The sequence below is a fragment of the Pseudomonas sp. NPDC087814 genome, from assembly GCF_044742865.1.
Taxonomy (GTDB): domain Bacteria; phylum Pseudomonadota; class Gammaproteobacteria; order Pseudomonadales; family Pseudomonadaceae; genus Aquipseudomonas.
This window is the reverse complement of record NZ_JBIUVK010000053.1, coordinates 28571-42225: the sequence shown is the minus strand read 5'-3', so window position 1 is coordinate 42225 and position 13655 is coordinate 28571. Positions and strand designations below refer to the sequence as shown.

Genomic DNA, 13655 nt, shown 5'->3' with positions numbered 1-13655 from the left:
CCGAGTGGTGGGGCAAGAGCGTTTTGCTTACTTTTGCGCTGTTCAAAAGTGAGCCGCTGTAAGAGCGGAACCGATATAAGCCATCACCCAAATAACGGATATACACCCCACCTCAGCAACAAAGCCTACGCCGTTTTCCCGGTATGGTTATTCAGCGAAATAACCTTGGTCTTCCCAATCCGGTGACGATAAATCTCACGCAGGTACTTGATCGCCTTCTTCACACAATCCCGCGACAGACGAATATCGTTGATCGACACAAACTTGTCCTTGTCGTTGATCAACTCACGATACTTCTTCTCGTACATCGGCTTGATCGCATACCAGTTGGTATCCAGGATCTTCGCCGGGTTCTCGAACTCATTGAGCAGCTCATCAATCCGGTCTTCATCAAAATCCTCATGGATGATGAAATCCAGGATCGAATTATCCAAGGTGTCATCAAACCGATACGGATTACGCGCAAAACAGCGCTTGATAAATGCCACGATCAACGTCAAAAAATCATCCGACAGGCACGGGCTTTTAGCGATCAAGGTCGTGAGCGACAAGTTGGCCGACGCCCCGATCACCAGCGCATACCGTTTGAGCGTCGTATTGGGAAACAGGCTGTTGAGGTGCGTCTTGAGCCGATTCAGGTCCATATAGGACAGCTTGTAATCCTTGGGCAACGACACAATCGACACCACCGACGAGCAGTTCTTGAAGAAGTGCAAGTCATGCAACGCCGCCGCGTCATAGCCGGAATTCTTGTACTGCTCCAGAGAGGCCTTGTACCGCTTGGACTCAATCGGCAACAGGCTGATGCCTTCGATCGCCTGGGTCACCTTGTTGAAGTGCGGCAGATCAATGGAACGGAAAAACAAGTCGTCGATGTTCAGCCGCTGCGGCTCTTTTTCGAACACCTTGAACTTGTCGCTCGAAGGCGCCGGCGTTTCCGGCACCACCGATTCGGCGTAGGCAATCGCCACCGGGCCGGCCAGGCTCATGAACAGGTCGTTGGCATCCAGGCGGATGGTCTCGCCAATGTCGATCCCGGCGCGACGGAAGTAGTTCTGGTCGTAGTCGGTGGTAACCGCCTGGGCCGTCAGAATGTTGAAGATCTGCTGCGAGATGTACTGGTTGGCGTGCTTTTCCATGGCATTGACATCAATGTTCTGGATGTTGCCGTCATCGCTTTCCTCGGCGTAACGCATGATGTCGTTGGAGATCAGCATCATCGCGTTCCACGGTCGGATACGGCCTTTCACGCTGGCTTCGCTGCTGTCTTCATTGTCGAAGTTGTACGAGAAGTCCCATTCTTCCGACAGGTATTTGCACAACAGCCGCCCGGCGTTGATGTGCAGCGCCTCGGACATTTCGCTGCGGTGATCGGAGATGTTCGGCAGCACACAAATCCCGCTGGTGAAGATCGGTTCGAACACGAAGGCGTGACCGCTTTTGCTGTCATGTTCATCGGCGGGCTTGGTGTCGAACGTCTTGTTCATGTACGAGTGCTGCTGGGCCAGGCCGAACTCCGAGGCCATGCCTGAACCGGTACCGCCGCCGGCACTGAAGATCGAGAAGTACAGGCGCGACTGGTTGGCCTTGATGCCGCAGGAGTCGATCAGGTACGAGTGGATCATCTTCCAGTCGGGGCTGGAAAAACGTTGGGTGTCTTTGTTGAGGATGATTTTGGCCAGGTACTGGCCAAGGATCGGCGCGTTACCGGCGCCACCGGCATGGACTTCCGAGAGGTCCATGATTTTCATCTTGCTGTAGTCCCGCAGGAAACCGCTTTTCTCACCCTTGCGCGAGAAACGGATGCGCCCGGCAATGTCCTTGTCCAGGTCGCCCAGCATCACCAGCGGCTCGACCAGGAACACCGGTTTGGTGCCCTTGTTCGAACCCAGGCGCAGGTTGTTGCGAATCCACTGGGCGGGGCGGTAGCCCTTGTCGGTGGATTTGTCTTCGTTGCTGAATTCGTTGAGGTAGAACTTGCGGGCGTTGTACACCAGCTCTGCCACATCCAGGGCAATGTTGGAGCCACAGCGGCCCAGGCCGATCAGGCACACCGAGGGGAATTCCTGCTCATTGCGCAGTTCACCGTCGACTTCCAGGTGCGGTGCGCGCGGGAACACCATGTCGCGCAGGCCGTCGAGGTTGTCGAGGATACGGTCGGTGTTGGTTTCGGTGAAGTACAGGTACTGCTGGGTGGCCAGTGGGCGGGCGGTGCTCAATGACTTTGAACCTGAGGGTTTTTCCGCAGGGGCTGTCAGCAACACGTCGGATACCGCGGTGGCAGAGTTATTTTTAGAAGTCATTGTGCGCCATGTGCCTGGACGGATGGCTGAGTAAGTATCAAATAGCCATCACAGAATGAGAGATCGCGACTTTACAGTGCGTCCTGGTCCTGGGCGATAGGGTTTAACCCTAGGGTTTTAAGGGGAAAGCCTGGCCGGACTCTGATGAATCGGCCGTTCGTCGGGGTTCTTTAGTGAAATGATGGCGAATTGCCAAATTTTCGGCGTCAGCGAATTGGCCGAACGATGGACGCCGGGCCCGCACGACCCGAAGGCGGATCTTTCGGCGCGGGGTCACCCCCCGTCAGGCCCAGCAGGCTGAACAGGTTGTTCTGGTCCAGGCTGTTGATCACCGCGCTGATATCACTCAACGGTACCGCAGCGCTGAGCAGGTAACCCTGAACAAAATCACAGCCGTGTTTTTGCACCACTTCAAATTGTTGCAGGGTTTCCACGCCCTCTGTCACCACCTGCAGGTGCAGGGTGTGGGCCATGCCGATAATGGCCTGGACGATCTCGATGTCGGCGTTCGACTTGGGGATATCCTGGATAAATGAACGGTCGATTTTCAAGGTGTTCAACGGCAGGCGCTTGAGGTAGGCGAGGGACGAGTAGCCGGTGCCGAAGTCGTCGATGGACAGCGACACGCCCAGGGCGCGGATTTGCCGCAGCAATGCCAGGGTGCTGCTGATATTGCCCATCAGCGCGTTCTCGGTTACTTCCAGTTCCAGGCGATTGGCCGCGATCCCGCCGAAGCGCAGGGCGTTTTCGATCTCATCGGCCAACTCGTCACGCGTCAGGTTGAGGGCCGAGCAGTTCACGGCCATGACCAATTCAGTGTGGCCTTGCTCCGACAGCAGGCTCAGGTCGTGACAGGCCTGGCGCAGCACCCAGTGATCCAGTTCGGCAATCAGCCCGTTGCTTTCGGCAATGCCGATGAACCGGTCCGGGGTCAGCAGGCCATGTTGGGGGTGTTGCCAGCGCACCAGGGCTTCGAGGCGCGTGACCCTGCCTTTTTTCAGGTCAAGTATCGGTTGGTAAAACAGCACCAACTCGTTCTTGCCCCGCAGTGCGGCGCGCAGTTCCTCTTCCAGCTGCAGTTCCAGGAAGGCCCGGGTTTTCAGGTTGGAGCTGAAGAAGTTCAGGCTATTACGCCCGGCATCCTTGGACTGATACAGCGCCAGGTCAGCGGTCTTCAGCAGCTCTTCGCTGGTTTTGCCGTCTTCGGGAAACAGGCTGATGCCGATGCTGGTGGTCATCACCATGCGCCGGCCGGCCAGTTCGATGGGGTCTTTCATTTTCTGCATGATGCGCTGGGCCATGTGCCGCGCTTCATCGCGGTGATGGATGCTGATCAGGATGCAGAATTCGTCACCGCCAAACCGCGCGACCACGTCGTCATGGCTGCGCACCGAGCTTTTGATGTGGCCGGCCAGCACCGTCAGCAGTTCGTCGCCGGCGTCATGGCCGAGGCTGTCGTTGATGCGCTTGAAGTGGTCGATATCCAGGAAGATCACCGCCAGCATGCCGTCGGTGGCGGTTTTTTCCGCGAGTTTCTCGGCGAAGATCTGGTTGAAACCACGGCGGTTGAGCAGGGTGGTCAGGGCATCGTAATGCGCCACCTGTTGCAGCGAGGCGCGGGCCTGGTCCAGTTCGGTGAGCAGGGCGTTGACCCGGCGCAGGTCGGTTTCCTTGTGTTGCAGCTTCTTGTCCGCGAGGGCAGCACTGATGCTGCTGCCAATCACCAGCAGTGCGATGACCGCCACCAGCAGCCCCAGTTGGACCGGGTTGTTGTCCACCGGCAGTGCCGACTGTACGAGGTCTTCGGGTACCAGCAGCTGCATGGCCGCCATGCCGGTGAAGTGCATGCTGATAATGCCCGCGCCGAGCACCAGGCTGGCCGCGTACTTGAGCAATTGATGGAACATGCCGGTGCCGTTGCGCAGGTACAGCGACAGCAGCAAAGCCGCCAGGCTGGCGCCGATCGCGATCAACACAGAGGCGAGGAACAAGCCAGTCTCGAAATACACGCCCGCCTCGGAGCGCATGGCCGACATGCCCACGTAGTGCATCAGCGCAATACCCAGCCCCATCCACACCGACGCCAGCACATATTGGTGGGCGCGCAGTCTTGGATGACTGAGGGTTTGCATGGCGAACAGCGCCGCGATCAGGGCGATCAGCAGTGAGGCGAACGTCATGATCAATTCGTAGTGAATCGCGATAGGCGCCTGGAAGGCCAGCATGCTGATGAAGTGGGTCGACCAGATGCCGCCTGCCAGGCAGCCCGCGCCTACCCAGCGCCAGTGCCGTTGAGCCTTGGGGTTGTCGACATGGCCGACCCGCTCGGCCATGTCCAGGGTGCCGAAGCCCGCTGCACAGGCCACCACGTAAGCCAGTAGCACCAGAAAGGGGTTATGACTGCAATTGAGTAATAAGTGCCCACTGTCCGGAAGGTCGGTAAAAAAATGCAAACCAAGCCATTCCATAGCATGTCCCGTCACAGAGTTTTAGTCTGACTGCGTCTTTCAGTATAGAGAGCGTGAGCGAGTTACAAGGATTGATGGCAGATTGCTTCTAATCATTTGGCGATGAGTTTATAAACAACTAGAACTAAATGATTAGGGATGACAGCCAGAGTCGCCCGATGGAGTGACATCAGACTTACGAATCATTACAGACAATCCCCACGAGGCTGACTAGATTGCAGGTTCCGGGCTCAGGATGCGTCTGGCATCGCGGCTCACATAACAATAAAAGAGACGGACCCATGCAGAACTCGACCCAAGCGGCGAATGCCTGGCGCATTCTGTTCCTGCTGTTCCTGGCCAACCTGTTCAACTTTTTCGACCGCACCATTCCCGCGATCATCATCGAGCCGATCCGCATGGAGTGGCACCTCAGCGACTTCCAGCTCGGGATCATCGGTACCGCGTTCACCATTGTTTATGCAATTGCCGGCTTGCCGCTGGGGCGCCTGGCCGATACCGGCTCGCGCAGCAAACTCATGGGCTGGGGCCTGGCGGCGTGGAGTGGCCTGACAGCGGTCAATGGTCTGGTGGGCAGCTTCTGGACCTTTTTGCTGGTGCGCATGGGCATCGGCATCGGCGAGGCCAGTTATGCGCCGGCGGCAAACTCGCTGATCGGTGACCTGTTTCCGGCCCACCGCCGTGCCCGGGCCATGGGGATCTTCATGCTGGGCCTGCCCTTGGGCCTGTTGCTGGCCTTCTTCACCATTGGTGCGATGGTCAAGGCGTTCGACAGCTGGCGTGCGCCGTTCTTTATTGCCGCGGTGCCGGGGCTGATCCTTGCGGTGTTCATGTTCTACATCAAGGAACCCAAGCGCGGCGCGGCGGAAGCCGTGCAAGTCTCCCAGGAGAAAGTCGACCGGCCGATTCGCCGGGTGCTGGCGGTGCCGACATTCCTCTGGCTGGTGCTGGCCGGGTTGTGCTTCAACTTCGCCACCTATGCCTGCAACTCGTTCCTGGTGCCGATGCTGCAGCGCTATTTCCTGCTGCCGTTGCAGGATGCGGCAGTCGCCACCGGTGTCATCGTCGGGATTACCGGCCTGGTGGGCCTGACCCTGGGCGGCTGGATTGCCGACAAGATCCATCAACGCATCGCTAACGGCCGGCTGCTGTTCGCGGCGTGCAGTTTGATTATCTCTACAGTGACCACTGCCTGGGCGTTGCACGCGGGGCGGATCGAGATTGGTGTATTTGTGGCGCTGTTCAGTGTCGGCTGGCTGTTTGCCTATAACTTCTACACCTGCGTGTACACGGCGATCCAGGATGTGGTCGAGCCGCGCCTGCGGGCGACGGCGATGGCATTGTTCTTCGCCGGCTTGTATTTGCTGGGCGGGGGCATGGGGCCGATTGTGGTGGGCGGGTTGTCGGATCATTTTGCCCATTCGGCGATGTATGCCGACGGTGCCCAGCAGATGACCGAGGCTTACAAGGCGGTGGGACTGCATGACGCCATGTACCTGATTCCGGTGGCGCTGTTTTTGACCATGCTGTTTCTGTTCCAGGCGTCCCGCAGTTTTGTGCGCGATGCCCAGCGGATGAAGGATGGGTTGGGGGTGGTGGAGGTGCCGGCCAGGGCGGTTACTGCCTGAGACCGAGGTGACGCCTTCGCGAGCAAGCCCGCTCCCACATTTGACCGCATTCTCAAGATGGAACTCGGTCAAATGTGGGAGCGGGCTTGCTCGCGAAGAGGTCATCAATAACAACGATGTCTACAGTGAATAAAAAAGGCCCGCATTGCGCGGGCCTTTTTGTTTGTCAGGGTAGGGCGGCGAAGTTAGCCAGCGACCAACACCCGAATCGCTTCCAGTCGCAGCGCCGCCTTGTCGAGCATCGCCAGGCCTTGCTCGCGCTGTTGGCGCAGGGCAACCAGTTCGCTGTCGCGCACGGTCGGGTTGACCGCTTGCAACGCGGTCAGGCGCGCCAGTTCTTCGTCGGTATCCGCCGCCAGGCGACGTTGAGCCTCGGCCACACGCTCGGCGTGACGCGGGGCAATCTTCTCCTCACCGGCGTTGATCCGCGGCGTCAGCTGGTCGCGCTGGGCCTGCACGAACTTGTTGGCGCTGGCCCGCGGCACGCTTTCCAACTGGTCATTCAAGGTCAGGAACGACACGCGGCCCGACAGGTCATTGCCATTGGCATCCAGCAGGCAACGCAGTGCCGCCGGTGGCAGGTAACGGCCCAACTGCAGCGAACGCGGAGCAACCACTTCGCTGACGTAGAGCAGTTCCAGCAACACGGTGCCCGGCTTGAGCGCCTTGTTCTTGATCAGCGCCACGGCGGTGTTGCCCATGGAACCGGACAGCACCAGGTCCATGCCGCCCTGCACCATCGGGTGTTCCCAGGTAATGAACTGCATGTCTTCGCGCGACAGCGCCTGGTTACGGTCGTAGGTGATGGTCACACCTTCGTCGTCGCCCAGGGGGAAGCTGGCGTCGAGCATTTTTTCGCTGGGTTTGAGGATCAGCGCGTTTTCCGAATGGTCTTCGCTGTCGATGCCAAAGGCGTCGAACAGGGTTTCCATGTAAATCGGCAGGGTGAACTGGTCGTCTTGCTCAAGGATCGCTTCCACCAGCGCATCACCTTCGCCAGCGCCGCCGGAGTTGAGCTCCAGCAAACGGTCGCGGCCGGTGTGCAGTTCGGCTTCGAGGCGCTCGCGCTCGGCACGGGCTTCGTCGATCAGCCCTTGCCACTCGCCGTCGTCGGCGTTTTCGAGCAGCGGCAGCAGGCGCGGGCCGAACTGGTGCTGCAAGGCGTTGCCGGTCGGGCAGGTGTTGAGGAACGCGTTCAGCGCCTCGTGGTACCACTGGAACAGGCGCTCTTGCGGGCTGGTTTCCAGGTACGGCACGTGCAGTTCGATTACATGTTTCTGGCCGATCCGGTCCAGACGGCCGATCCGCTGTTCCAGCAAGTCCGGGTGGGACGGCAGGTCGAACAGCACCAGGTGGTGGGAGAACTGGAAGTTGCGGCCTTCACTGCCGATTTCTGAGCAGATCAGCACCTGGGCGCCGAATTCTTCGTCCGCAAAGTAGGCGGCAGCGCGGTCGCGCTCGAGGATGTTCATGCCCTCGTGGAACACCGTGGCCGGGATGCCGGAGCGCACGCGCAGGGCGTCTTCCAGGTCCATGGCGGTTTCGGCGTGGGCGCAGATCACCAGGACTTTGGTGCGCTTGAGCATCTTCAGCTGGTCGATCAGCCACTCGACGCGCGGGTCGAAACGCCACCAGCGTTGTTCTTCATCCACATCCGGCTGCGACTGGAAGCTGACTTCCGGGTACAGCTCGGCGTGTTCGCCCAAAGGCAGCTCGAGGTATTCGTCCGGGCACGGCAGCGGGTAGGCGTGCAGCTTGCGCTCCGGGAAGCCTTGCACCGCGGCGCGGGTGTTGCGGAACAGCACGCGGCCGGTGCCGTGGCGGTCCAGCAGTTCGCGGACCAGGCGGGCACTGGCTTCGGCGTCGCCATCGTTGACGGCGGTCAGCAGCGCTTCGCCTTCGTCGCCGAGGAAACCCTGGATGGTCTTGTGGGCGGCGGGCGAAAGACGGCCCTTGTCCAGCAGCTCCTGGACGGCTTCGGCCACCGGGCGATAGTTTTCGCTCTCGGCGCGAAAGGCGTGCAGGTCGTGGAAACGGTTCGGGTCCAGCAGGCGCAGGCGCGCGAAGTGGCTGTCCTGGCCCAGTTGCTCAGGGGTTGCAGTGAGCAGCAGCACGCCCGGAATCACTTCGGCCAGTTGTTCCACCAGCGAGTACTCGGGGCTGGCTTTTTCTTCGTGCCAGACCAGGTGGTGCGCTTCGTCGACCACCAGCAGGTCCCAGCCGGCCGCGAACAGCGCGTCCTGGGCCTTCTCGTCGTCCACCAGCCATTCCAGGGCCACCAGCGCGAGCTGGGTGTCTTCGAACGGGTTGGTGGCATCGCTTTCGATAAAGCGCTCTTCGTCGAACAGTGCGACCTGCAGGTTAAAGCGGCGGCGCATTTCCACCAGCCACTGGTGCTGGAGGTTTTCCGGCACCAGGATCAACACGCGGTTGGCGCGACCCGACAGCAACTGGCGATGGATCACCAGGCCGGCTTCGATGGTCTTGCCCAGGCCCACTTCGTCCGCCAGCAGAACCCGCGGCGCGATACGGTCGGCGACTTCACGGGCGATGTGCAATTGGTGCGCGATCGGTTGCGCACGCACGCCGCCCAGGCCCCAGAGCGAGGACTGCAACTGGCGGCTGGTGTGTTCCAGGGTGTGGTAGCGCAGGGAGAACCAGGGCAGCGGGTCGATCTGGCCGGCGAACAGACGGTCGCTGGCCAGGCGGAACTGGATGAAGTTCGAGAGCTGGGTTTCCGGCAGGGTGACCTGCTCGTTTTGCCCATTGAGGCCGTGGTAGACCAGCAGGCCGTCGACGTCGTCGACTTCTTGCACGGTCATTTTCCAGCCTTCGAAATGGGTGATGGTGTCACCCGGCGAAAACCTCACGCGAGTGAGGGGCGCATTCCGTAGCGCATACTGGCGAGTGTCGCCAGTGGCCGGATAGAGCACGGTTAACAAGCGGCCGTCCTGTGCCAGAACGGTGCCTAACCCCAGCTCTGCTTCGCTGTCACTAATCCAGCGTTGCCCCGGTTGATACTGCTGCGCCATGCTGCCTGACTCCCGCCGTGAAAAAGCCGACTATTCTAACGGAACACGGCTTCCAGACCAAAAGGAATAGGTGCAGCTTCGAGCTTTAAGCTACAAGCGGCAAGAAAAAGGGCGGTATCTTCGTCGGATAGATGACGATTGGTTCACAAGTTGGCGGCTTGACGCTCAAGTCGTCACCCACGCAGCCGACAGTCTGCTGAACAGGAGACTAATAATATGCTGCCACCCATGCTGCCCTTGAGTGTTGTGCCGGTCACGTCGCAGCTTGACCCGGTGCGCCAGAAGCCGGATATCCCGCCCGTGGCGCCGGTTCAGCCAGGCTCCAACGAAAGTACCATCGACCTGCAAAAGCGCGATCCCGAGGAAGCGGCTTTGCTGCTGCGCGAGGAGCAACGTCGCCAGCAGGAACAGCAAAAGCGTCGCCGCGAAGCCGATGAAGACTCGCAGGGGCACCTGGCTGTTCCCGGTGACGAACTCAACGCCGACAACACCGTGCCGGTGGTGCCGTTGATTGAAGACGCACCACGGCAAGGCTTGTGGGTGGACGTCGAGGTTTAATCCCGCAGTTCGCGCAGGGCGGCGATCAGTTGCTCGATGTCTTGCGCCGTATTGAGGTAGCTCACGGAGATTCGCGCCACGCTGTCCAGCTCGCGGGCCTGCATGTCCAGTGGAGTGTAGGGCACGCCATTGGCACCGATATTGATCCGCTTGAGGCCCAGGCGGCGCTTGAGCTCGAAGGCGTCCCAGCCGGCCAGGTTGAACGCGATCAGGCCGGACTGGTTTGCGCTGGTTCCCAGGTCATGCAAGGTAATCCCGTCGATTCGGCGCAATTGTTCACGGATTGTGTCGCTTAACAGCCGGACCGTCTCGCGTACCCGCTCGACCCCCAATCGATTGACCTCCAGCAACGCATTGCCCAGGCCTGCCAGCAAGGCGAACGACACTTCGCTGGTTTCAAAGCGCCGGGCGTCGTTGCGCAAGTCAAATCCCGCAGGGCTCCAGGGCGCCGAAAACACATCGCGTTGGGCCGGGTTCAAGCGCTCGAGAAAGTCCGGCCGCACATAGAGCAGGGCGGTCCCGCGTGGGCCGCGCAGATGCTTGCGCCCGGCGCCCTTGAGCACATCGCAGTGCAGCGCTTGCACATCCACCGGCACCTGGCCGATGGCTTGCCCGGCGTCGATGAAATAGGCAATGCCATGACGCCTGGCCAACGCGCCGATGGCCTCGGCCGGGTTGATCAAGCCGCTGTTGGCGGGGAGCCAGGTCAGGTCGATCAACCGCACCCGGGCGTCGAGCATGGCTTCCAGGCCGGCGACGGATACCGCGCCGGTTTCATCGCAGGGGATCACTTCTACTTGTGCACCCGATTGCACGGCCGTCTGCATGCTCGCCAGGTTGCCGCCCCATTCGTGGCGGCCCACCAGAATGCGGTCGCCTGGCTGCCACGGGCCCAACGCCTGGAACGCCATGCTCCAGGCGGTCGAGCCACTGCTGGCGAAGGCAATCGATGACACGGGTGCATTGAGCAGTTGCGCGGCGGCGCGACGGGCTTTTTCTGTCAGCAGTGCGCCGTGTTCGCCGGCCTCCATCGGGCCGTCGCGGGCTTCGCGCTGCAACTGGTCAATGATTGCATCAAGCGTCCCTTGGCTGGGCAGGGAGGCCCCGGCGTGGTTGAAGTGGACGATGCCGGACTGGCAGCCCGGCGTTTCGTCCCGCAGCTCCCGGACCTCGGTCAGGGACAGCGCAGTCACGGCTGCAACTCGAAAATCGCGTCGATCTCCACGGCTACGCCGCCCGGCAAGCTGGCGACGCCCACGGCCGTACGGGCATGCCGGCCTTTGTCGCCGAGGGCGTTGACCAGCAAGTTCGAAGCGCCATTGGCGACTGCACCCTGGCGCTGGAAATCACCGCTGCTGGCGATAAATACGCCCAACCGAATGATGCGCACCAGTCGCGACAGGTCATCGCCCAGGGCATCGCTTAATTGGGCCAGCAGGCCCAGCGCCGCGAGCTCGGCGGCCTTGGCGCCTTCGTCTTCGCTGATGGATTCGCCGAGTCTTCCGATGTAAGTGGGTTTGCCGTCCAGCAGCGGGATTTGGCCGGAGATGAACAGCTGGTTCTGGCTGATCACGTAATTCACGTAGTTGGCAATCGGCTGGCTGGGTGTCGGCAGGCTCAGGCCGAGGGCTTGTACGCGTTGCGAGATGGAGTGGCTCATGGTGAATCCTCTTGGAAAGAGTCTTCAGCATGGGCGGGGCGATTTTCGCCGACAAACGGATAGATTTAACTCGACGTATCGAAATAACTCATGCGTCGGCACAGATTTCCCGCAGCCATTCACTGAAACAAGCGGCCGCCGTGCTGGTTTCGCCATGCGGGGCAATCAGCCAGTAACCGATCTCGCTTTGATAGGGCGGCCAGTCGAAGGCCTCCACCAATGTGCCTTCCTTGAGCCTGCGTTCGATCAGGCGGTGGCGGCCCATCGCGATGCCCTGGCCGGCGACGGCGGCTTCGACCACGATGTTGTAGTCGTGCAGCAGCGCCTTGGGGTAGTGCTCCACATCCACCTGATAATGCCGGGACCAGTCGGTCCACTCGAAAGGGCGGTGCGAGGTGGCCATCAGCAGCGGGCCATTGGCCAGTTGGCTGGCCTTGAACGCCGGGCTGCAGACGGGTGACAGTGTTTCGCTCATCAGGCGCGTGGCCTGCACGTCGGTCCAGTCGCCCTTGCCGTAGCGAATCGCCAGGTCGACCTCGGCGGCGGCGACATCTGCCAGCTGAATCGCCGGCACCAACTCCACCTGGATGTGTGGGTAGCGGCTGAGAAACCCCGCCAGGCGCGGTGCCAGCCACAAGGTGGCGAACGAGGCGAGCAGGCCGACGCGCAGTACGCTGGTGGCGGGCGGTGTTTGCTGCTGGCGGGTGGCGGCGGCGATGGTGTCGAGGGCGGGGCGGATCTGGTCGTAGTAGTGTTGGCCGTCTTCGGTCAGATCGATGGCGCGGGTGCGTCGGATAAACAGCGGTTTGCCCAGGTGCTGTTCGAGTTTCTGCACTTGATGGCTGAGGGCGCTTTGGGTCACTGACAGCTCGGCGGCGGCCTTGATAAAACTCAAATGCCGGGCCACGGCCTCAAAGGCGCGCAGGGCCAGGAGTGGGGGAAGGTCCTTGTGCAGTGCCACGTCGAACGCTCTGTGTGAGGGGGGGATGGGGGGATTTTGCGGGCAAATGCGCGGGATGACATCGATTTTGTTTACGCGGGATTGGCGCAGGACGCATTATTGGGGCATCCAAGCCATTACGTAAGCCAAGCCATGAGTGACGATGACAAGCTGATTGACCTGAATGCCGAACGGGCCAAACGTGTTCATGATCTGAATGACAAGCGACTGAATGAAGTGCGCCAGGCGTTTGAACAGGCGATGCCGTTGGGGAAGCCCAAGAAAAAGCCGAAAAGCAAACCGAAAAAGCGTTGATATAGCCTGCATCGTTTGATGCAGGTCAGTTATTTCCCTTCTTTACGCTCCGTCGCGGGCGACATTGATCCTCGTCAATTTCTTCTTTCGTCTTCTTGGTTAACTTAGCCCTATCGCAACAGGGCAAGTGCAGGAGGCCGGTCATGTTTTTCGATAATGTGGTGTTTGCCGGAGTGCTGACGGTTGGCCTCATGGTGATGTTCTTTGTAGGGTTTGGAATTTTTATCTGGAAAGACGCTAATAAGCGTAAGAGGCCTTAGGTCTTTTCGGATACATGAGCACGCAAGGCATTTTGGGCGACTTCGGTCGCCTTTTTTTTGTTTTGGATTTTTTGTTTTGGATTTTTTGATTTGTGTACATATCCGTTGCTGCGGTAACGGCTACTTATGGTTTCGCTCTTACAGCGAGTCACTTTTTTACAAACGCCTAAAAAAGTAACCAAAAAACGCTTTGCCCCACCACTCGGTGCCTCGCTTAGGCTCGGCATGCCCGCACTCCGGCACGGCTCCGCGGGCCGCCGCGACGGGCCATCCATGGCCCGGCGCGGCTAAATCGGCATCCTTGCCGATTTACCCGCTCCACCGTGCCTACTTGCGGCCATCGTGGTTAACGGGGCCCGCAGATCAAAATCAAGAGCAGATCAAGATCAACAGCACGCAGCCCCGCTGGCGCTCGACAGCTGCTACGGGCGGTGTGGCGCTGCTTTTCTGTAGGAGCTGGCTTGCCGGCGATGCAGACACCTCGGCGCATC

11 protein-coding genes are annotated in these 13655 nt (G+C 60.2%); 4 read left to right on the top strand and 7 right to left on the bottom strand.

What is annotated here, in order from left to right:
- Window positions 1-125 precede the first annotated feature (125 nt).
- The gene (locus tag ACIOMR_RS26500; protein ID WP_023659116.1) at window positions 126-2303 is read right to left on the bottom strand and encodes a hypothetical protein; all 2178 of its coding nucleotides are present in this window, start codon (window positions 2301-2303) and stop codon (window positions 126-128) included.
- Window positions 2304-2509: 206 nt separating this feature from the next.
- Entirely contained in the window at window positions 2510-4771 is a 2262-nt protein-coding gene (locus tag ACIOMR_RS26495) for a bifunctional diguanylate cyclase/phosphodiesterase (RefSeq protein WP_023659115.1), read from the bottom strand.
- Window positions 4772-5052: 281 nt separating this feature from the next.
- Between ACIOMR_RS26495 and ACIOMR_RS26490 the strand changes: the two genes are divergently transcribed.
- Window positions 5053-6399, top strand: coding sequence for an MFS transporter (locus ACIOMR_RS26490; RefSeq protein WP_003210907.1), 1347 nt, complete (start codon window positions 5053-5055; stop codon window positions 6397-6399).
- A gap of 185 nt (window positions 6400-6584) precedes the next feature.
- On the opposite strand, the gene rapA is transcribed toward ACIOMR_RS26490, so the two are convergent.
- Window positions 6585-9431 (bottom strand): RNA polymerase-associated protein RapA, encoded by a 2847-nt coding sequence (gene rapA / locus ACIOMR_RS26485; RefSeq protein ID WP_003210909.1) that lies wholly within the window; start codon window positions 9429-9431, stop codon window positions 6585-6587.
- Window positions 9432-9647: 216 nt separating this feature from the next.
- Between rapA and ACIOMR_RS26480 the strand changes: the two genes are divergently transcribed.
- Window positions 9648-9989 (top strand): aspartate-semialdehyde dehydrogenase, encoded by a 342-nt coding sequence (locus ACIOMR_RS26480; RefSeq protein ID WP_401197241.1) that lies wholly within the window; start codon window positions 9648-9650, stop codon window positions 9987-9989.
- On the opposite strand, the gene ACIOMR_RS26475 is transcribed toward ACIOMR_RS26480, so the two are convergent.
- The 3 genes from ACIOMR_RS26475 to ACIOMR_RS26465 all read right to left on the bottom strand — a co-directional run bounded on the left by ACIOMR_RS26475 (window position 9986) and on the right by ACIOMR_RS26465 (window position 12610).
- The gene (locus ACIOMR_RS26475) at window positions 9986-11182 is read right to left on the bottom strand and encodes an aminotransferase class V-fold PLP-dependent enzyme (protein WP_371132488.1); all 1197 of its coding nucleotides are present in this window, start codon (window positions 11180-11182) and stop codon (window positions 9986-9988) included. The genes ACIOMR_RS26480 and ACIOMR_RS26475 overlap by 4 nt on opposite strands.
- Window positions 11179-11649 carry a RidA family protein gene (locus tag ACIOMR_RS26470; protein WP_003210913.1) on the bottom strand — a complete coding sequence of 157 codons (471 nt, stop codon included), beginning with the start codon at window positions 11647-11649 and terminating at the stop codon, window positions 11179-11181. Before ACIOMR_RS26470 ends, ACIOMR_RS26475 begins: the two co-directional genes overlap by 4 nt.
- 88 nt (window positions 11650-11737) lie before the next feature.
- Window positions 11738-12610: a LysR substrate-binding domain-containing protein gene (locus tag ACIOMR_RS26465; protein WP_102368259.1), complete on the bottom strand. Its 873-nt coding sequence runs from the start codon at window positions 12608-12610 to the stop codon at window positions 11738-11740.
- A 36-nt stretch (window positions 12611-12646) separates the two neighbouring features.
- Here ACIOMR_RS26465 and ACIOMR_RS26460 point away from each other — a divergent pair, with 36 nt between their 5' ends.
- Together ACIOMR_RS26460 and ccoM are read left to right on the top strand one after the other, a co-directional pair.
- Window positions 12647-12904 carry a hypothetical protein gene (locus ACIOMR_RS26460; protein WP_146014684.1) on the top strand — a complete coding sequence of 86 codons (258 nt, stop codon included), beginning with the start codon at window positions 12647-12649 and terminating at the stop codon, window positions 12902-12904.
- A 143-nt stretch (window positions 12905-13047) separates the two neighbouring features.
- Window positions 13048-13164: a cytochrome c oxidase subunit CcoM gene (ccoM, locus tag ACIOMR_RS26455; RefSeq protein ID WP_003210916.1), complete on the top strand. Its 117-nt coding sequence runs from the start codon at window positions 13048-13050 to the stop codon at window positions 13162-13164.
- Here ccoM and ACIOMR_RS26450 read toward each other — a convergent pair.
- On the bottom strand, window positions 13161-13391 hold the full coding sequence (locus ACIOMR_RS26450; RefSeq protein WP_401197236.1) for a hypothetical protein: 231 nt from the start codon (window positions 13389-13391) through the stop codon (window positions 13161-13163). The genes ccoM and ACIOMR_RS26450 overlap by 4 nt on opposite strands.
- Window positions 13392-13655: the final 264 nt, after the last annotated feature.